Genomic DNA, 19,714 nt, shown 5'->3' with positions numbered 1-19,714 from the left:
CGGGGGGCGCTGGCCTTAAACTATGCGTCTTTATGTAAGTCTTCATTTCAAGTGACAGGGATGCCCCCATGAGCGAAACCCGCTACAAGATCGTCTTCGACGGCACATTGCTGCCCGGTGTCGAAAAATCCACGGCGCAACTGAGCCTCGCAGAGCTGTTCAAGACCGATACGGCAGCAGTGGAACGCCTGTTCAGTGGGCAACCCGTTGAGCTCAAGCGCGACCTGCCCCAGGCCGATGCCCAACGCTACCTGGAAGCCCTGAAGAACGCCGGACTGGATGCCCGGATCGAAGCCGAGCCCACCCTGGAACTGAACCTGGAAGCCGTCGCCCCGGCCGCCCCTCGTCCAGCCAGTGTCGCCGACTCTCCCTACGCACCGCCCCAGGCCACCGTCGGTGAGAGCGTTCCTCAATTCGCAACACTCAACGTCTTTAGCTTCGAAGGCCGTATCGGCCGCCTGCGCTACCTGGCCTGGACCCTGGTCCTGACCGTGGCCCTGCTGGCGGTAGTCGGCGTCGGCGCACTCTTCGGCGCCATTTCTGCGGCAGTGCTCAACTCGACGCTGCTCATGGGACTGGGGATTCTCGCGGGCGCCGTGGTGTTCATCGGTTTCATCGTCGTCAGCATCCAGATCAGCGTGCAACGCCTGCATGACCTGGGCTGGTCCGGTTGGCTGTGGCTACTGAACTTCGTCCCCATCGTGGGCAGCATTTTCCCTCTGGTATTGATGGTCAGCCCCGGCAGCAACGTGGCCAACCGCTATGGCGCTCCACCGCCACCCAATACCACCGCGGTCAAGGTCCTGTCCTGGATGTGGGTGGTCCTGCTGGTTGCACTCATCATCGGCATGGTGGCCGGCGGCCTGAGCTCCCTGGAAGAGCGCTACAGCGAAACCAGCTACAGCGAGACCTACGACTCCAGCAGTGACGAAGCCGACAGCGCTGCCGATGCGGCAACCGAAGCTGCAGAGGCCGCCGATGCAGCGGCCACTGTAGAATCCGAGGAAGAATAAGCGCACCGAGCCTGCGACCCTCCCTGTCGCAGGCCGGCGGCCGTTGCGATGGAGAAATGCATGACCCGTTACGCTCTGATCACCGGTGCTTCCAGCGGCATAGGCCTGGCCATGGCCGAAGCGCTGGCCCGGCGCGGCCGCAATCTGCTCCTGGTGGCCCGCCAGCGTGATCAGCTGGAAAGTATCGCTCTGGAACTGACCCAGCGCTTTGGCGTCGAGGTCCTGTTCCGCGCCTGTGACCTGGGCGAACCCCTGAGGCTGTCCGGTTTCCTGCTAGAGCTGGAAGAAGGCGACCGGCAGATCGACCTGTTAGTCAACTGCGCCGGCATCGGCACCAGCGGACCATTCCTGGCCCAGGACTGGATGACCGAGCAGGACCTGATCGAGGTCAACATCCTCGCCCTCACCCGCCTGTGCCACGCCCTGGGCAACAGCATGGCGCTGCTGGGGGGCGGCCAGATCCTCAACGTCGCCTCGGTGGCCGCCTTCCATCCCGGCCCCTGGATGAGCACCTACTACGCCAGCAAGGCCTATGTCCTGCATTTCTCCGAAGGACTGCGCGAGGAACTGAAGAAGTGTGCGGTCAAGGTCTCGGTGCTTTGCCCCGGGCCAACGCGCACTGCGTTCTTCCGTACCGCCCAGATGGATACCCGCAAGCTCGACGACAGCAAATGGCTCATGAGCCCCGAGGAAGTGGCGCTGTACACGGTCCGGGCTCTGGAAAAGAACCGCGCCATCATCATTCCCGGGCGCCTGAACCGCTGGCTGGCCCGGGGCAATCGCCTGAGCTCGCGCTGGCTGACCCGCAAGATTGTCGGTTACGTCAACCGGGCCTATTGCCCACGCTAGACACCCTGCCGGGGCTGGGCGCAGGACCTGCGCCTGAGTACACTCAGCCCGGACCAACCCAATGGAGAAACAGCTGTGGATACTCTGTTCACCAAGATCATCAACAGAGAAATACCCGCCAAGATCATCTACGAAGACGACCAGGTTCTGGCCTTTCACGATATCGCCCCACAGGCGCCGGTGCATTTCCTGGTGATTCCGAAGAAACCCATCCCCACCCTCAACGACCTCACAGAGGACGACAAGGCGCTGGCTGGCCACATCCTGTTCACTGCCCAACGCCTGGCCAGGGAACAAGGGTGCGAGGACGGTTTCCGGGTGGTGATGAACTGCAATGAAATGGGCGGCCAGACCGTCTACCACATTCATATGCACGTCCTGGGTCAGCGGCAGATGAACTGGCCTCCGGGCTGATTACCCGCCTCTACCAGCGCCCTTGCGCCCGCCCCGGGCGAAGGTGCGCTGATCCAGCGCAGGTTTCCCCACATTGATTGGAGTAAACTGGCCGCCGTGATTCTTCCCGGAGATAAGCATGACTACCCAACGTCACTACTCGCCGATTGACCGCCTGCTGCTGCAAGCCGACATGGCCATGCGTACGCTGCTGCCGTTCAGCGGCCAACCTTATCGCCCCTCACCGGCCATCGTGCAGCCGGAAGCGCAGATGAGTGACGAGGACACCCGGCACGTCGCCGGCCTGATGCGCATCAACCACACCGGTGAAGTCTGTGCCCAGGCGCTGTACCAGGGTCAGGCCCTGACCGCCAAGCTGCCCCAGGTGCGCCAGGCCATGGAGCATGCAGCCGAGGAAGAAATCGACCACCTGGCCTGGTGCGAACAACGCATCCGCCAACTGGGCAGTCACCCCAGCGTGCTCAACCCACTGTTCTATGGCCTGTCGTTCGGTATTGGTGCCGCCGCCGGCCTGATCAGCGACAAGGTCAGCCTGGGATTCGTCGCTGCCACCGAGGACCAGGTGTGCAAGCACTTGAACGAACACCTGGAACAACTGCCGCCTGAAGACGAAAAGTCCCGGGCGATCCTCGAGCAGATGCGCATCGACGAAGAGCACCACGCCGAGACCGCCCTGGAGGCTGGCGGCTTCCGTTTCCCGGCACCGGTGAAGTTCGGCATGAGCCTGTTGGCCAAGGTCATGACCAAAAGTACCTACCGGATCTGAAACCCGCAGCCAGATACCAGAAAGGGCGCTCCAGGAGCGCCCTTTCTTTTGCCGGGAAACCCCGCGCAGGCTCAACCCAGCTCGACAATCTCGTAATCATGGGTGATCGCCACGCCTGCGGCACCGAGCATGATCGAGGCCGAGCAGTACTTCTCGGCGGACAACTCGACGGCGCGCTTGACCTGGGCCTCCTTCAGCCCCCGGCCCTTGACCACGAAATGCAGATGGATCTTGGTAAAGACCTTGGGGTCCTCGGTGGCGCGTTCGGCCTCAAGGAAGGCTTCACAGCTCTCGACCGCCTGACGGGACTTCTTCAGGATGCTGACCACATCGAAGTTACTGCAACCGCCTACGCCAAGCAGAAGCATCTCCATGGGGCGAACACCCAGGTTACGCCCTCCGGCTTCAGGCGGGCCGTCCATCACTACCACGTGGCCACTGCCCGACTCACCGAGGAACATGGCTTCGCCAGCCCATTGGATGCGTGCCTTCATCGCCCAGACTCCACTGCTCTAAAAAAGGGTCGCCAGCTTAGCACAGGGTTTTGCACTGCCCGCGAGCTCCATCTTGATGCCAAAAGCGAGCTACATGTAGGAAAATTCTTAAATCTGCTTAGGATGTGTCTGTTAAGCTGACGCCAAATGAATGGCGCATCGCCAGCTTTTACGTGCCGACGCTTTCCGCCCCATAAGAACACCACCCCCATACCGTGCAGTCTTTCCGGGATCCACCCATGGTTGCTATTACCCCTACGCCCAGGATGAAACACCTCGACAAGCTGCTGATGCACTGTCAGCGCCGCAGGTACCAGGCCAAAAGCAACATCATCTGCGCCGGCGATAACGCCGACAGCCTGTATTTCATCATCAAGGGCTCGGTGACCATCCTCATCGAAGACGATGATGGCCGCGAAATGATCATCGCCTACCTCAACTCGGGGGACTTCTTCGGTGAACTGGGGCTATTCGAGGACGCTGGACACGAACAGCTGCGCAGCGCCTGGGTGCGAGCCAAGGTGGAATGCGAAGTGGCCGAAATCAGCTACACCAAGTTCCGCGAGCTGTCCCAGGGCGACCCGGACATTCTCTATGTGCTCAGCGGCCAGATCGCCCAGCGCCTGCGCAATACCACACGCAAAGTCGGCGACCTGGCCTTCTTCGACGTGACCGGGCGCGTCGCCCGATGCCTGCTGGAGCTGTGCAAGCAACCAGACGCCATGACTCATCCGGATGGCATGCAGATCAAGATCACCCGCCAGGAGATCGGACGGATCGTCGGTTGTTCCCGGGAAATGGTCGGTCGCGTCCTCAAAGACCTGGAAGAACGCAACCTGGTGCACGTCAAGGGCAAGACCATGGTGGTTTTCGGCACCCGCTAGCCGGGCAGGAAGCTGCCGAGCATCTGCCGGTACAGGCTGTCCAGTCGCGCCAAGGCGTCCGGGGCAGCGAATGCTTCATGCAGGGCAATATGACTCTGGGCCCGGCAACGCTGCTCCAACCCGCACGCCTGGTTGAAGCGATTGACCGCCCCCACCATGGATTCGCGCTCGTCATCCAGCAACAACGCCCCATGCACCAGGCCCACCGGCCGCTGCCCCCCCTTGCTCTGGCGCCAACGCTGAGCCGTGCCAACCATCTTGCGGCCATCGAGATTGACGTTGAAACGTCCATCGCAGAAAGCCCCGTCGACCTCCCCCAACGAAGGATTGCCACCCAACTCGCTGAGCAGATCGCAGATCGGCTGGCACAGGCGTCGATAGGCGGTTTCTATCCGACCCTGGTCGCCTTCGCTACGCGGTGGCGCATAGACCAGGGCGATGTTCACCGTGGCCGCCGACTGGGGCACCGGTTCGCCACCGGTTTCGCGCAGCAGCACTGGCCACCCCTGGGCGTGCGAGACCTGACAGGCCTGCTCGAAGCCGGGCAGGCGACTCAGCCGCCGTGGCATCACCAGCGCCTGGTCGCTCGGCTGCCAGAACAGCAAGCCAAATTCCTGATCACCGGCACACACGCGGGCCAGCAGGTCCTGCTCGGCCTGCAGGCCGTCTTCGACGGTAAGGGCAAGGGTTTGGGTCATGACAGCGGCAATTCCTTGGCAGTAGTCATGAAAAAGCCGGCATCGCCGGCTTTTTCATCGTCTCGGGTTCAGTCCAGGGTCGAGCCCGTGACTGGCAAACCGCGTTCGGGGAAGAACAGGCGCTGCAGTTCGGTGCCCGGATTCTCGGCCCGCATGAAGGCCTCGCCCACCAGAAACGAATAGACGTCGCTGATTTCCATGAGCTCGACATCGGCGCGGTTGAAGATGCCACTTTCGGTGATCACCAGGCGATCGCGAGGAATACGCGGCAGCAGGTCGAGAGTGGTCTCAAGATCGACCTCGAAAGTATGCAGGTTGCGGTTGTTGACCCCAACCAGCGGTGTGTCGAGAGTCTTCAGGGCCCGCTCCAGCTCATCGCCATCGTGCACTTCCACCAGAACATCCAGGCCGACGCCCTTGGCCACCGATGCCAGTTCCGCCATCCGGCCGTCGTCCAGCGCGGCAACGATCAGCAGCACACAGTCGGCGCTCAGGGCGCGTGCCTCGACGATCTGGTACGGGTCGATCATGAAATCCTTGCGGATCACCGGCAGCTTGCAAGCTGCACGTGCCTGCTGCAGATAGAGATCGGCACCCTGGAAAAAATCAACATCGGTGAGTACCGACAGGCAGGTGGCGCCGCCTTTCTCATAACTCTTGGCGATATCGGCAGGAACGAAATCTTCGCGGATCACGCCCTTGCTCGGCGAGGCCTTCTTGATCTCGGCGATCACCGCCGGATGCTTGAGCTTGACCTGGTCCTGCAAGGCCCTGGCGAACCCGCGCGGAGCGTCGGCCGCCCGCGCCAGGCTTTCCAGCTCGGCCAGGGTGACGCGCGCACTGCGCTCGGCAACCTCCTCGACCTTGCGGGCGAGGATCTTTTCCAGAACTGTCGGCACACTCATCCTTCATTCTCCTGCTTGAACACCGCGGTAAAGGCTCCCAACTCCTCGAGCTTCTCCCGGGCCAGCCCGGTGTGCAAGGCGTCGTGGGCCAGGGCCACCCCTTCTTTGAGGCTGCTGGCGTGATCGGCGGCATACAGGGCGGCGCCCGCATTGAGCACGATCATTTCGGCGGCTTTCTGGCCATGTTCGGTCTTGCGTCGCCCCAGGGCATCACGGATCAGTTCCAGGGACGCCGCCGGGCTTTCCACCACCAGCCCGAACAGGCTCTGGCTCTTCATGCCCAGGTCCTCGGGCTGCACCCAGTACTCGGTGATCTGGTCGTTCTTGAGCTCCGCAACAAAGGTCGGTGCTGCCAGGCTGAACTCGTCCAGGCCATCCTGGGAGTGCACCACCAGCACGTGCTTGCTGCCCAGGCGCTGCAGGACTTCGACCAATGGCCGGCACAGGGCCTGGGTGAACACACCCACCACCTGGTGCTTGACGCCGGCCGGATTCGTAAGCGGGCCGAGCATGTTGAACAGCGTGCGCAGCCCCAGATCGCGGCGAGGACCCGCCGCATACTTCATGGCGCCATGGTGGGATTGGGAGAACATGAAACCGATGCCGACGTTATCGATGCAACGCGCCACCTGCACCGGCGTCAGGTTCAGGTAGACCCCGGCCGCCTCCAGCAGATCGGCGCTGCCGCTCTTGCCGGACACCGCGCGGTTGCCGTGCTTGGCCACGGTGCAGCCGGCAGCGGCGACCACAAAGGCGGAAGCGGTGGACACGTTGAAGATGTTGGCGCCATCACCACCGGTGCCGACCACATCCACCACACCGTCGAGGGTCTTGAGCTCGACCTTGTCCGCCAGCTCGCGCATCACCGACACCGCACCGACGATCTCGTCGATGCTTTCACTTTTCATGCGCATGGCCATCATGAAGGCGCCAATCTGCGCATCGGTGCATTGGCCGGTCATGATTTCGCGCATCACCGAGCGCATTTCATCGGTGCTCAGGTCCAGGTGGCCGACAATCCGGCTCAGGGCAGTCTTGATATCCATGAAAAGTCCTTAGCGCGTGCCGCCGCTCTGTTTGAGGAAGTTGGCGAACAGCTCGTGGCCCTGCTCGGTGAGGATGGATTCGGGGTGAAATTGCACACCCTCGATGTTCAAAGTCTTGTGGCGCAGCCCCATGATCTCGTCAACGGAGCCGTCGTCCAGCTGGGTCCAGGCGGTGACCTCGAGGCACTCGGGCAAGGTTTCGTGCTTGACCACCAGCGAGTGGTAGCGCGTCACGGTCAGCGGCATGTTCAGGCCGCTGAACACACCCTGGTCGCGATGAAACACCGGGCTGGTCTTGCCGTGCATCACCTGGCGGGCCCGCACCACCTGGCCGCCAAAGGCCTGGCCGATGGACTGGTGGCCCAGGCAGACGCCCAGGATCGGCAGCTTGCCGGCGAAATGCTTGATCGCCTCGAGAGAAACACCGGCCTCGGTTGGCGTGCAGGGTCCGGGCGAGACCACGATGCGCTCGGGCTTGAGCGCTTCGATCTGGGCCACGGTCAACTCATCATTGCGCACCACCTTCACCTCGGCACCCAGCTCACCCAGGTACTGCACGACGTTATAGGTAAAGGAGTCGTAGTTATCGATCATCAGCAACATAGTGGAAACTCCTCAAGCCTTGGATGCGGGGGGTTGTTCAGCCAGTGCCACGGCACGGAACATTGCACGACGCTTGTTCAGCGTCTCTTCCCACTCCAGGGTCGGTACCGAGTCGGCGACGATGCCTCCGCCGGCCTGGACATGCAGCTCGCCATCCTTGATCACCGCCGTGCGGATGGCGATCGCGGTGTCCATGTTGCCGTTCCAGGCGAAGTAACCCACGGCGCCGCCATAGATTCCACGCTTGACCGGCTCCAGTTCGTCGATGATTTCCATGGCGCGGATCTTCGGTGCGCCGGACAAGGTGCCGGCCGGCAGGATCGCTCGCAGCGCATCCATCGCCGTCAGGCCTTCCTTCAATTGACCGGTGACGTTGGACACGATGTGCATCACGTTGGAATAACGCTCGATGACCATCTTCTCGGTGAGCTTCACCGAGCCGATTTCCGAGACCCGCCCAGTGTCGTTGCGCCCCAGGTCGATCAGCATCAAGTGTTCGGCAATTTCCTTGGCATCCGACAGCAGGTCCTGCTCCAGGGCCAGGTCGGCGTCCTCGGTGGCGCCCCGTGGACGGGTGCCCGCGATCGGCCGCACGGTAATGAGGTTGTCCTCGACCCGCACCAGCACCTCTGGCGAGCTGCCCACCACATGGAAATCACCGAAGTTGAAGAAGTACATGTAGGGGGTCGGGTTGAAGCAGCGCAGCGCCCGGTACAGATCGATGGGCGCCGCCTGGAAGTCGATGGACATGCGCTGGGACGGCACGACCTGCATGCAGTCGCCGGCCAGGATGTACTCCTTGATGGTCTCCACCGCCCGCTCATAGTCACCCTGGGTGAAGCTGGAGCGGAACACCGGATCGGCAGCCGGTGGCCGGTCCAGGTCCAGCCCGCAACGGGGGGTAATGGGCTGACGCAGTTGCTGGAGCAACGCTTGCAAGCGCGCCTGGCCAGCCTCGTAGGCGTTGTCCTGGCTCGGGTCGGCCAGCACGATCGCGTGCATCTTGCCTGCCAGGTTGTCGAATACCACCACCGCATCGGAAACCATCAGCAGGATATCCGGCACGCCTATCGGGTCCGGATTCGGGCACTGGCCCAGGCGTGGTTCCACATAACGCACGCAGTCATAACCGAAGTAGCCCACCAGGCCGCCGTTGAAACGCGGCAGGCCGGCAATGGTCGGTACGTTGTAGCGCGCCTTGAACTCCTCGACGAAGGCCAGCGGATCGGCCACTTCGCAGGTTTCGATCTCCTCGCCGTCATGGGTCACGCTGGCCTGGTAGCCGCGCACCCGCAATACGGTGCGGCACGGCAGACCGATGATCGAATAACGTCCCCATTTCTCGCCGCCCTGCACCGACTCCAGGAGGTAGGAGTTGGGCTGGTCGGCCAGTTTCAGGTAGATCGACAGCGGGGTATCGAAGTCGGCAATGGTTTCGCAGGCCAGCGGGATACGGTTGTAACCAGCTGCGGCCAGGCGCAGGAATTCTTCGCGAATCATGGGATGCCTCGTGGCTTGAGGGTCTAACAGTCAGGTATGCAAACGAGCCGGCAGGGCCGGCCAGACAAAAATCAGGCGCGCCAACGCCAGCGGGCCAAGGCCTTGATGACTTTCATCCAGAGTTTGCGAGTGACCACCACGATGGAGTTTCCAGAAGGGGATGGAACAGCGTCGGGCAACGTTATCTCAGCGGCAGGTTCTAAGCAACCGGGGATCAGCGCCCGCAAGTCGTCGATCACCAGGGCAGGCGACTCCTCGGCAATCGGCCGGCCATGGTTGTAGCCGTAGCTCAAGGCCACGCACTTGACTCCCGCCGCCCGAGCCGCCAGGACATCGCTGCGCGAGTCGCCGACGAACAGCGATTGCGAGGCCGGAATACTGGCCATTTTCATCACGAAAAACAGCGCCGCCGGGTCGGGCTTCTTCTGCGGCAGGGTATCGCCGCCGATGATCCAGCGAAAATAGCGACCGATGCGCATCTGGTCCAGCAAGGGAGCGACGAAGCGCTCGGGCTTGTTGGTGATCAGGGCCAGTTCCACACCTTGCTTGTACAGCCACTTGAGGGTCTCGCGCACGCCGGGATAGACCACGGTCAGCTCGTGATTGCCCTCATAGGCCGCATTGAACAGCTCCAGGGCGTACTCGACCTCGCCGTCGTCGATGTCCTGGGGATCCAGGCTATTGGCCAGGGCCCGGCGCACCAGCATCGGCGCACCATTGCCGACCCACAGGCGCACCGCCTCGAGGCCTGCGGGCGGACGGCCCAGCTTGAGCAGCATCTGGTCCACGGCAGCGGCCAGGTCTGGCACCGAGTCGACCAGGGTGCCATCCAGGTCGAACATCACCAGCCGCGGCAGGTTGCCCGAGAACAGCTGCTCGAACGCACTCATGGTCGAGCCAGCGCCAGCTCTGCGCGCATTTTCTCGATCACTTCCTGATAGTTGGGTGCATTGAAGATCGCCGAGCCGGCAACGAAGGTGTCCGCTCCGGCCTCAGCGATCTCGCGGATGTTGCCCACATTCACGCCGCCGTCGATTTCCAGGCGGATATCCCGACCGGAGGCGTCGATCAATGCCCGCGCCTCACGCAGTTTGTCGAGAACGCTGGGAATGAACTTCTGGCCGCCGAATCCCGGGTTGACGCTCATCAGCAGGACCATGTCGACCTTGTCCATCACGTACTTGAGCGCATCCAGCGAAGCTGCCGGGTTGAACACCAGGCCGGCCTTGCAACCCCCTTCGCGGATCAGTTGCAGGGAGCGGTCCACATGCAGCGTGGCTTCCGGGTGGAAGGTGATATAGGTAGCGCCCGCCTCGATGAAGTCACCGATGATGCGATCCACCGGCGTCACCATCAGGTGCGCGTCGATCGGCGCGGTAACCCCGTACTTGCGCAGTGCGGCACACACCATCGGGCCGATGGTCAGGTTCGGCACATAGTGGTTGTCCATGACATCGAAGTGGACGATATCGGCGCCGGCGGCCAGGACGTTGTCCACTTCCTCGCCCAGGCGGGCGAAGTCGGCGGAAAGAATCGACGGAGCAATAGCGAAGGGCTGCATAACGCACCTTTTATGAGCGGAATCACGATGGCGCGCATTGTATACCTCATGCTTTGGAGCGCACACCGTCACCGCAATGATCAGTAGGCCGCCCGATAGATCTTCTCGATATCGGCGCAACTCAGCCGGCGAGGATTGTTGCGCATCAGCCGCTCGATGCCGGCCGCTTCCCGGGCCATGGCCGGAATCGCGTCCTCCGGCACCCCGAAGCTGCGCAGGCCACTGGGGATTTCCACCGCGGCACACAATGCCGCCATGGCCTCGACGGCCTGGTCCGCCGCTTCGCTGGCACTCAAGCGCGCCGTACGCACCCCCATGGCGGCGGCGATGTCCTGCATACGCTCGACACAGGCCATCTTGTTCCAGGTCATGACATAGGGCAGCAGCAAGGCGTTGCTCACGCCATGGGACATGTGGAAGCGCCCACCCAGCGGATAGGCCAGGGCATGCACCGCCCCCACGCCGGCGTTACCGAAAGCCATGCCGGCCATCAGGCTGGCCGTGGCCATGTCCTCGCGGGCCTGCAGGTTGGCCGGGTTGGCAAAGGCCTTGGGCAGGGCCCTGACGATCAGGCGGATGGCCCCTATGGCCAGGGAGTCGGTGACGGGTGAGGCATTGAGCGACAGATAAGCTTCGACTGCATGCACCAGGGCATCGACACCGCTGGCGGCCGTGACGCTGCGCGGGCAGGTCAGGGTCATCTGCGGGCTGACCAGCGCCACGTCCGGCAGCAGGTAGTCGCTGACGATGCCCTTCTTCAGTTGCGCGGCCTTGTCCGAGAGGATCGCCACGTTGGTCACTTCCGAGCCGGTGCCGGCGGTGGTGGGAATGGCGATCAGCGGCGGGCCCTTGCGCGGCACCAGGTCAACGCCGAACAGATCCTCCAGGGCGCCGTGGTAACCGGCATAGGCCGCAACGCTCTTGGCGATATCGATGGCGCTGCCGCCGCCCAGGCCGATCAGGCCATCATGCCCGCCCTCGCGATAGACCTGCATGCAGTCTTCGACAATGGCAATTTCCGGGTCCGGGCGCACCCGGTCGAAGATCTCGTAGTCACGCTCCCCCAGATGCGCCAGCGCCAGTGCCACGGTGCCGGACTCGACCAGCGCGGCATCGGTGACGATCAGCGGGTTGTCCACATCCAGGCGGGTCAACTCGGCAGCCAACTGCTCGATGGCGGTACTGCCGGAGAGCAGTTTGTGGGCGATCTTGAAAGAGGAAATACTCATGTGCGCAGCCTCTTATATAGAGATGGGAGCCGACACAAGCGTAGCTGGGGATTGCAGAACCGGGCCGTGGTGATGCGCGATCGGCATCACCACGACCCGCAGCAGGCCGGTACGACCTCAAGCTGCCTCGCTCTTCGCCACTGCATGAGCCTTCACCCCGGGTTCCGGCCGGGCCCCTGGCGCCGGGGCGTCAGGGCTGTCCAGGTCCTTGGTGAAGGTATTGTCGTTCTCGCCCTTGAAGAAGTTCTTGCCGTAGATCAGCAGGCACAGCACCACGCCGATGGCGAACCCCCAACTGGCGCCCTTGATCGCCAGCACCGCGCCGATCACCCCGGCGATCCCCAGGTCACGCTGGCTGCGGGCCTCGAGGATGCCCAGGCGCACGCTGACATACCCCTGGATCAGCAGGGTCAGCGCCAGCGCCACCCCCAGGATCGGCTGTACCAGGGTCACCACCGGCAACAGCAGCAGGCCGGTGTTGGTGCCCCAGCGGAACGAGCCCATGCCGCCGTAGATCGACTTCATGGCCTTGGGTCCGCCCTTGAAACGCTCGATGATCACCACCAGCATCGCTGCCCACTTCGGGCCGCACATGGCGATGTCCGGGCCGAAGATACTCATGAAGGCATTGCGCCCGCCGAAGATCAGGTGCGAGCGGTCCGGGTCGTAGTCGACCTTCTCGTCGGTGCGGATTTGCCCGGCTTCATCCAGCAGCACCTTGGCACTGAGCACGTCGCCGAAGACGATGATGTACACCGCAAGCATGGTGGGCAGCGCGCTGATGAACATCGACAGCGGCGGCATGCCCAGGCCGAACACCGTGTAGTTGTTCCACAGGCCGACGAAGTCCGGCTGGCTCAGGCCCCACTGGATCGTCGGCCACGGCGCTTCGCCGAACAGCGGCGCCAGCACCACCGCCAGCAGGATGATCGGCAGGATGCCCAGCTTGGCGAAGTTCCACCAGAAACGATTGCGCAACTTGAGCTGGGCAAAGTGCTGGGAAAAGATCAGGTAGAAGGCAATGCCGATGGCAATGGAAATGGTCCAGGGGAAGCTGTCGAACTTGCCACCCACCTGGAACACCGCGGTCACCGCGCTGAGCCCGGCGCCGACGATGACGCCCGACTTGATCGCCGAGGGCACGAAGCCCACCACCTTGCGCGCCATCCCGGTGGCGCCCAGGGCGATGGAGAACACCCCAAGCATCAGCTGGAAGGCAATCAGCGCGTGGACCCGCTCCGGCCCTACCGGAAACTGCGCGCAATAGGCCATCAGCAGCGGCACCGCCGGGGTGATCCAGCCAGGTACCACGGGGTCGCCCAGCAAGTGGTGGGCCAGGTACAGCAAGCCGTTGAGCATGACCACGGCCAGGGCCATCTCGAAGGGCATGCCGAGGAACTCGGTCATCAGCGGAATGGCCGCCAGGTCGACGGCGCACATCAACAAGCCTTGCAGGTAGTCCGGCAGCTCGAATTTGTAGTGGATAAAGGGCAAACGCACCTTGAACGGGCCAAGGGCGATGTACGGCGTTTCGTGCCGAGTGTCGGGAGGCGTTGGCATCAACTGCACCTGTCTTATTGGTATTGGTGGCGGTGTAAAGCGGCCCGCGCCAGCTGGCACGGGCAAGGATCGATCAATAGGCGGCCCGGTAGATCTGCTCGATATCGCCGGGGCTCAGCTGGCGCGGGTTGTTGCGCATCAACCGCTGGATACCTGCGGCCTCCACGGCCATGGCCGGGATCGCGTCCTCGGGCACACCAAAGCTGCGCATGCCCGTGGGAATGTCCACGACGGCGCACAGCGCGGCCATGGCCTGCACCGCCTGCTCCGCCGCTTGCCCATCACTGAGCCCGGTCACCGGCACATCCATGGCCTGGGCGATATCGCGAAAGCGCTCGACACAGGCCATCTTGTTCCAGGCCATGACGTAAGGCAGCAGCAGCGCATTGCTCACCCCGTGAGCGATGTTGAAGCGCCCGCCCAGGGGATAGGCCAGGGCATGCACCGCGCCGACCCCGGCATTGCCGAAGGCCATGCCGGCCATCAGGCTGGCGGTGGCCATGTCTTCCCGGGCCTGCAGGTTGGCCGGGTTGGCGTAGGCCTTGGGCAGCGCCTTGACGATCAGGCGGATCGCCCCCAGGGCCAGGGAATCGGTGATCGGTGAACCATTGAGCGACAGGTAGGATTCCACCGCGTGCACCAGGGCATCGACGCCGCTGGCAGCGGTGACGCCGCGCGGGCAGGTCAAGGTCATCACCGGGCTCACCAGCGCCACGTCCGGCAGCAGGTAATCGCTGACGATGCCCTTCTTCAGCTGAGCCACCTTGTCCGAGAGGATCGCCACATTGGTCACCTCCGAACCGGTGCCGGCGGTAGTGGGAATGGCGATCAGCGGCGGGCCCTTGCGCTGCACCTGATCCACCCCGAACAGCTCCTCCAGGGCGCCTTCATGGCCGGCGAACGCCGCCACCGCCTTGGCGATGTCGATGGCACTGCCGCCGCCCAGGCCGATCAGGCCATCGTGCTCGCCGGTCCGGTAAGCCTGGGTGCAGGCCTGGACAATGGCGATTTCCGGCTCTGGCTGGACCTCGTCGAAGATCCGGTAGGCCCGCCCGCCCAGATGGGCCAGGGCCAGATCGACGGTGCCGGACTTGACCAGGATCGCATCGGTGACGATCAGCGGATTACTGATCTGCAGGCGCGCCAGCTCGGCGTCCAGTTGCTCGATGGCGCCCTGGCCGGTAATCAGTTTGTTGGCAATCTTGAATGCAGAAATACTCATCAGCTCGGCCTTGTTTAATTGTTGTGGCAAGAGCGCCGCCAGGCGGCCTCTCTTCAATGGGCTCGAAAGCTGTAGAGCGAAAGCTGTGCCAAGATGCCAAAAGCCTTGATCTACAAGGCCCTGGCAGGAAATCCAGGAGGGATGACCGGGCAGCCGCGATTGAATTGCTGATCGCTGGCGAGGCCTCCGATCAGAATCCTAATCAGAGTGTTCCCAGCGTTTCATCTTCTGCACCACCGTGGCCTGGCTCACCCCCAGCGCCTTGGCGGCCAGGCGAGTGGTCTTGTGCAGTTGCAGGGCTGCGCGAATCGCCTGGCGCTCGGCGTTCTCCAGCACCTTGCGCAGCGGCAGGCGGCTGTCGTCGGTGTTGCGTGCCTGTTGCTCTATCAGGTCTTCCGGCAGGTCCAGGGCCTCGATCACCTGCCCGGTGCAGGTCACCACCAGGCGCTCCACCACGTTGATCAGCTCGCGGATGTTCCCCGGCCACGCGTACTCCCCAAGCAGCTCCAGGGCCTCCAGGCTCCATCGCACCCGACGCTGATAGCGCTGGTTGAAGTGCTCGAGGTAGTACTCCAGCAAGGGGCCGATTTCCTCGCTGCGCTCGCGCAGGGCCGGAATCGCAATGGGCACCACATTCAGGCGGTAATACAGGTCGGCGCGGAACTTGCCCTCGGCCACTCGCTGCTTGAGGTCGTGATGGGTGGCGCTGATGATGCGCACATCCACCTCCTTGAGCTCCAGGCCGCCCACCGGAATGAAGCGGTTCTCTTCGATGACCTTGAGCAGCTTGACCTGTACCGCCAGGGGCAGGTCGCCGATCTCGTCGAGAAACAGCGTACCGTTGTGGGCCAGTTCCAGCAGCCCGCGCTTGCCCTTGCTGCCGGCGCCGGTGAAGGCCCCCGGGGCATAACCGAACAGCTCGGCCTCGATCAGGTTCTCCGGCAGCGCCCCGCAGTTGAGAGCCAGAAACGGCTCCCGGGCGCGCGCGCTGGCGTTATGGATGAACTGCGCCACCAGGGTCTTGCCGACGCCGGTCTCGCCCTGCAGCAGCACCTTCACGTCGCAGTCGGCCACCTGCCGGGCCTGGGCGAACACCCGCCCGGAAACCTCCTGGTCGGCCATCAGCGGGGATTGCAGAAGGTCGTCGCGCTGGCCGGCATGCAGTCGCGCGGTGCTGGTGCGTAGTTGCTTGAGCTGTTGCAGCTCGTCGCGTTCGCGCTTGATCCGCAGCAGCTCGGTCATGTCGCGCACGGTGCTGACCACATAGCGAATGCTCTGGTCGGCCGCGAGGATCGGCGTGGCGCTGACCAGCAGCTTCTTGCCGTGGCTGAGGCTCTGCATCACCGACACGGGCCGGCCGTCCTGCAGGACACGCAGCGAAGCGGACTGGGAAATCACCCCGCTCTTGACCAGCTCCTGCATCGGCCGCCCCAGCAGCTCGCCACCGTTCAGGCCGGTGAGGCGCTCGTAGGCCTGGTTGACCTTGAGGGTCTGGCCCTGGCCATCGGTGATATAGACGCCGTCATGCAGCGCATTGAGCAGCTCTTCGAAACTGGCATCGTTGAGGTTCACCCGCAACTCCACATTCAGCATGGGAAGCCGGCAGTTTACGGGTGAACGACCACCAGAGGGGATGGGGCGACCCAGACCTTGGTACAAGGTCGCCCGAGAGGTCAGACCTGAGCGGTGCGCAGTTTCTCGCTGCGCCCGCGCAGCCATTCCAGGGTCAGCAGCAGGATCACCGAGAAGGCGATCAGCAGCGTGGCCGCGGCAGCGATGGTCGGGCTGAGGTTCTCGCGGATGCCGCTGAACATCTGCCGCGGCAAGGTGGCCTGCTCCGGGCCGGCGAGAAACAGGGTCACCACCACCTCATCGAACGAGGTGGCGAAGGCGAACAACGCCCCACTGATGACGCCAGGGGCGATCAGCGGCAGGGTCACCCGGCGAAAGGCCGTCAGCGGCGAGGCGCCGAGGCTGGCCGCGGCCCGTACCAGGTTGTGATTGAAACCCTGCAGGGTCGCCGACACGGTGATGATCACGAAGGGCACGCCCAGCACCGCATGCACGATGATCAGCGAGAAGAAGCTGTTGCCCATGCCCAACGGGGCGAAGAACAGGTAGCTGGCCACACCGATGATCACCACCGGCACCACCATCGGTGAAATCACCAGGGCCATGACCAGCGCCTTGCCGGGAAACTCGCCACGGGTCAGACCGATGGCCGCCAGGGTGCCGAAGACCATGGCCAGCAAGGTCGCGGCCGGCGCCACGATGACGCTGTTCTTCAGGGCGCGCATCCACTCGGCGGAGGCGAAGAAGTCCTGGTACCAGTGCAAGGAGAAGCCTTGCAGCGGGTACACCAGGAAACTGCCGGAGTTGAACGACAACGGGATGATCACCAGTACCGGCAACACCAGGAACAACAGGATCAGGCCGCAGAGAATCCGCAGGCTGTAGAACCAGACCCGCTCGACGGGCGACATGTAGGGGCTCAGCATTTCGATTCTCTCCTTAGCTCAGGCGCAGGCGGCTGGCGCCCACCAGCCAGCTGTAGATCAGATACAGCACGATGGTCGCCAGCAACAGCAGGCCGCCCAGGGCCGTGGCCATGCCCCAGTTGATACTGGTGTTGGTGTAGAAGGCGACGAAGTAGCTGACCATCTGGTCGTTCGGGCTGCCCAGCAACGCCGGGGTGATGTAGTAACCAATCGCCAGGATGAACACCAGCAGGCAACCGGCGCCGACACCGGCATAGGTCTGCGGGAAATACACGCGCCAGAAGCTGGCGAACGGATGGCAACCCAGGGAAATCGCCGCACGCATGTAGGTCGGCGAAATGCCTTTCATCACGCTGTAGATCGGCAGGATCATGAACGGCAGCAGGATGTGCACCATGGAGATGTAGACCCCGGTGCGGTTGAACACCAGCTCCAGGGGCTTGTCGATCACCCCCATGGCCAGCAGCGTGCTGTTGATCAGCCCACCAGACTGCAACAGCACGATCCACGCCGCCACCCGCACCAGGATCGAGGTCCAGAACGGCAGCAGCACCAGGATCATCAGCAGGTTGCTCTTGCGCGCCGGCAGGTTGGCCAGCAGGTACGCCAGGGGATAGGCCAGCGCCAGGCAGATAGCCGTGATCACCAGGCCCATCCAGAAGGTACGGGCGAAGATGTCCAGGTAGATGGACTGGTCCGGGGTGGCCGGGGCCAGTTCGCCCAAGTCGTCGATCCGGTGGTCTACCGCCGCCAGCAGGTAGTAGGGGGTCAGGTTGCTGGTATTGCGCCGGATGGCCTGCCAGTAGGCCGGGTCGCCCCAGCGCTCGTCCAGGCCCTCCATGGCTTCTTTATAGGATTCAGGCTCGGCCTTGAATGGCAAGGCTCGGGCGGTCTTGGTCAGCAGGCTGCGATAGCCGGCCAGCTCCATGTTCAGGCGCTTGGAAAGGTCGCCCAGGGTCTGGTTCTTGCGCGCATCGGCCAGGTCTTCGCTCAAGGCCTTGTAGGCCGCCTCGGCGGGCAGCCCGCGACCATCCCAGCTACTGACGGCCGTCACCGTGCGTGGCATGCCACCGACCACCTCCGGGTTGCCGACGCTCTTGTACAGAAGGGCCACGATCGGGACCAGGAACACCAGCAGCAGGAATAGCACCAGGGGTGCGATCAGGGCCTGGGCCTTCCAGCGGTTGACCCGCTCGGCACGGGCCAGCCGCTGCTTCAGGGTCGGGCCGGTGACCGCGTTCAGGGGAACGGTGATGGTCATGACAAACTCCGCGAATCGAACTTTCGAATGCACACCACCGGCAGGAGCGGGCTTGGCCGCGCGCCAGGCGCATCAGCCAGCACCGATGGTGCCGCTGATGACGCCTTCGCGAGCAAGCTCGCTCCTACAACGGCAGGGGTGGTTACTTGGCTGCCCAGGCGTTGAAACGCTGTTCCAGTTGCTCGCCGTTGTCAGCCCAGAAGCTGACGTCGATCTGCACCTGGTTGGCAATGTTCTCCGGGGTGGTAGGCATGTCCTTGAGGATGTCCTTGGCCAGCAGCGGCACGGCCTGGGTATTGGCGGGACCGTAGGCGATGTTTTCCGAGTAGGTCTTCTGCTGTTGTGGCTGCACCGAGTAGGCGATGAACTTCTTCGCAGCTTCGGCACGGGCCTTGTCCAGCCCCTTGGGAATGGCCCAGGCATCGAAGTCGTAGATGCCGCCGCTCCATACCACCTTCAGGTTGCTTTCCTTCTGCACGGCGGCGATCCGGCCGTTGTAGGCCGAGCTCATGACCACATCGCCCGAAGCCAGGTACTGCGGCGGCTGGGCGCCGGCTTCCCACCATTGAATGCTGGGCTTGAGCTCATCGAGTTTCTTGAAGGCGCGGTCCTGGCCATCCTTGCCCGCCAGCACCTTGTACACATCCTTGGGCGCGACACCGTCGGCCATCAGGGCGAACTCCAGGGTGTACTTGGCGCCCTTGCGCAGGCCTCGCTTGCCCGGGAATTTCTTGGTGTCCCAGAAGTCGGCCCAGCTGCCTGGTGGCGCCTTGAGCTTGTCGGCGTTATAGGCCAGCACGGTGGACCAGACGAAGAAACCTACACCGCACGGCTGGATGGCGCCCTTGACGTAGTCTTCGCCCTTGCCGAACAGCGCCGGGTCGAGTTGCTCGAACATGTCTTCATCACAACCGCGGGACAGTTCAGGGGATTCGACCTCTACCAGGTCCCAGGACACGCTCTTGGTATCGACCATGGCCTTGATCTTGGCCATCTCGCCGTTGTACTCACCGGCGACGATCTTGCCGTTGCCCGCTGTTTCCCACGGGGTATAGAAGGCCTTGACCTGGGCGGCCTTGTTCGCGCCGCCAAAGGACACCACGGTCAGGTCAGGTCCGGCCGCCAGAGCGTGCGCCGCTCCCAGCATGCCCAGGGCCACAGCGACAGCGCTGATGGGGGCTGTGAGTTTCAGGGATCTCGACATTTATTGT

20 protein-coding genes are annotated in these 19,714 nt (G+C 63.4%); 5 read left to right on the top strand and 15 right to left on the bottom strand.

The genetic code is table 11. From position 1 onward, the window contains the following. Window positions 1-68 precede the first annotated feature (68 nt). From LGQ10_RS22285 to coq7, 4 genes are all read left to right on the top strand, one after another. A complete protein-coding gene (locus LGQ10_RS22285) occupies window positions 69-1,013 on the top strand; it encodes a DUF805 domain-containing protein (RefSeq protein ID WP_226523224.1) in 945 nt (314 codons plus the stop codon). A 60-nt stretch (window positions 1,014-1,073) separates the two neighbouring features. Next, window positions 1,074-1,862: an SDR family NAD(P)-dependent oxidoreductase gene (locus tag LGQ10_RS22280; protein WP_058434066.1), complete on the top strand. Its 789-nt coding sequence runs from the start codon at window positions 1,074-1,076 to the stop codon at window positions 1,860-1,862. A 75-nt stretch (window positions 1,863-1,937) separates the two neighbouring features. Further along, on the top strand, window positions 1,938-2,276 hold the full coding sequence (locus LGQ10_RS22275) for a histidine triad nucleotide-binding protein (protein ID WP_058434065.1): 339 nt from the start codon (window positions 1,938-1,940) through the stop codon (window positions 2,274-2,276). Between the two features lie 118 nt (window positions 2,277-2,394). Then, window positions 2,395-3,042: a 2-polyprenyl-3-methyl-6-methoxy-1,4-benzoquinone monooxygenase gene (gene coq7 / locus LGQ10_RS22270; RefSeq protein ID WP_058434064.1), complete on the top strand. Its 648-nt coding sequence runs from the start codon at window positions 2,395-2,397 to the stop codon at window positions 3,040-3,042. Between the two features lie 71 nt (window positions 3,043-3,113). Here the strand turns inward: coq7 and LGQ10_RS22265 are convergent, their stop codons facing one another. Further along, window positions 3,114-3,536: an OsmC family protein gene (locus LGQ10_RS22265; RefSeq protein WP_058434063.1), complete on the bottom strand. Its 423-nt coding sequence runs from the start codon at window positions 3,534-3,536 to the stop codon at window positions 3,114-3,116. A gap of 239 nt (window positions 3,537-3,775) precedes the next feature. Between LGQ10_RS22265 and crp the strand changes: the two genes are divergently transcribed. Further along, window positions 3,776-4,420, top strand: coding sequence for a cAMP-activated global transcriptional regulator CRP (gene crp / locus LGQ10_RS22260; RefSeq protein WP_226523223.1), 645 nt, complete (start codon window positions 3,776-3,778; stop codon window positions 4,418-4,420). Here crp and LGQ10_RS22255 read toward each other — a convergent pair. The 14 genes from LGQ10_RS22255 to LGQ10_RS22190 form a co-directional block, all read right to left on the bottom strand. Continuing rightward, complete coding sequence (locus LGQ10_RS22255; RefSeq protein WP_058434062.1) at window positions 4,417-5,118, bottom strand: biotin/lipoate A/B protein ligase family protein; 702 nt, start codon at window positions 5,116-5,118, stop codon at window positions 4,417-4,419. The two genes, crp and LGQ10_RS22255, sit on opposite strands and share 4 nt — an antisense overlap. A 68-nt stretch (window positions 5,119-5,186) precedes the next feature. Beyond that, a complete protein-coding gene (gene trpC, locus LGQ10_RS22250) occupies window positions 5,187-6,023 on the bottom strand; it encodes an indole-3-glycerol phosphate synthase TrpC (protein ID WP_226523222.1) in 837 nt (278 codons plus the stop codon). Continuing rightward, the gene (gene trpD / locus LGQ10_RS22245; protein WP_058434060.1) at window positions 6,020-7,069 is read right to left on the bottom strand and encodes an anthranilate phosphoribosyltransferase; all 1,050 of its coding nucleotides are present in this window, start codon (window positions 7,067-7,069) and stop codon (window positions 6,020-6,022) included. The genes trpC and trpD overlap by 4 nt, the downstream gene beginning before the upstream one ends. Window positions 7,070-7,078: 9 nt before the next feature. Continuing rightward, window positions 7,079-7,672 (bottom strand): aminodeoxychorismate/anthranilate synthase component II, encoded by a 594-nt coding sequence (locus LGQ10_RS22240; RefSeq protein WP_058434059.1) that lies wholly within the window; start codon window positions 7,670-7,672, stop codon window positions 7,079-7,081. A 12-nt stretch (window positions 7,673-7,684) separates the two neighbouring features. Next, window positions 7,685-9,172 carry an anthranilate synthase component I gene (gene trpE / locus LGQ10_RS22235; RefSeq protein WP_226523221.1) on the bottom strand — a complete coding sequence of 496 codons (1,488 nt, stop codon included), beginning with the start codon at window positions 9,170-9,172 and terminating at the stop codon, window positions 7,685-7,687. Window positions 9,173-9,243: 71 nt separating this feature from the next. Then, window positions 9,244-10,062: a phosphoglycolate phosphatase gene (locus LGQ10_RS22230; protein ID WP_058434058.1), complete on the bottom strand. Its 819-nt coding sequence runs from the start codon at window positions 10,060-10,062 to the stop codon at window positions 9,244-9,246. Next, the gene (rpe, locus tag LGQ10_RS22225; protein ID WP_226523220.1) at window positions 10,059-10,733 is read right to left on the bottom strand and encodes a ribulose-phosphate 3-epimerase; all 675 of its coding nucleotides are present in this window, start codon (window positions 10,731-10,733) and stop codon (window positions 10,059-10,061) included. The genes LGQ10_RS22230 and rpe overlap by 4 nt, the downstream gene beginning before the upstream one ends. A gap of 80 nt (window positions 10,734-10,813) precedes the next feature. Further along, window positions 10,814-11,962, bottom strand: a complete 1,149-nt coding sequence (locus LGQ10_RS22220) for an iron-containing alcohol dehydrogenase (protein WP_058435561.1) — start codon at window positions 11,960-11,962, stop codon at window positions 10,814-10,816. Window positions 11,963-12,079: 117 nt separating this feature from the next. After that, window positions 12,080-13,522: a hypothetical protein gene (locus tag LGQ10_RS22215; RefSeq protein ID WP_058435560.1), complete on the bottom strand. Its 1,443-nt coding sequence runs from the start codon at window positions 13,520-13,522 to the stop codon at window positions 12,080-12,082. Window positions 13,523-13,595: 73 nt separating this feature from the next. After that, a complete protein-coding gene (locus LGQ10_RS22210; protein WP_226523219.1) occupies window positions 13,596-14,744 on the bottom strand; it encodes an iron-containing alcohol dehydrogenase in 1,149 nt (382 codons plus the stop codon). Window positions 14,745-14,942: 198 nt separating this feature from the next. Beyond that, the gene (locus LGQ10_RS22205) at window positions 14,943-16,316 is read right to left on the bottom strand and encodes a sigma-54 interaction domain-containing protein (protein WP_226523218.1); all 1,374 of its coding nucleotides are present in this window, start codon (window positions 16,314-16,316) and stop codon (window positions 14,943-14,945) included. 101 nt (window positions 16,317-16,417) lie between these two features. Then, window positions 16,418-17,242 (bottom strand): ABC transporter permease, encoded by an 825-nt coding sequence (locus LGQ10_RS22200; RefSeq protein WP_226523217.1) that lies wholly within the window; start codon window positions 17,240-17,242, stop codon window positions 16,418-16,420. Window positions 17,243-17,255: 13 nt separating this feature from the next. Beyond that, window positions 17,256-18,503: an ABC transporter permease gene (locus LGQ10_RS22195; RefSeq protein WP_226523216.1), complete on the bottom strand. Its 1,248-nt coding sequence runs from the start codon at window positions 18,501-18,503 to the stop codon at window positions 17,256-17,258. Window positions 18,504-18,645: 142 nt separating this feature from the next. After that, the gene (locus tag LGQ10_RS22190) at window positions 18,646-19,707 is read right to left on the bottom strand and encodes an ABC transporter substrate-binding protein (RefSeq protein ID WP_226523215.1); all 1,062 of its coding nucleotides are present in this window, start codon (window positions 19,705-19,707) and stop codon (window positions 18,646-18,648) included. Window positions 19,708-19,714 lie beyond the last annotated feature (7 nt).

Origin of the sequence: Pseudomonas sp. L5B5 (assembly GCF_020520285.1) — a bacterium.
Classification (GTDB): domain Bacteria; phylum Pseudomonadota; class Gammaproteobacteria; order Pseudomonadales; family Pseudomonadaceae; genus Aquipseudomonas.
The sequence above is the reverse complement of the archived record's forward strand: the minus strand, read 5'-3'. Positions and strand labels throughout refer to the sequence as shown.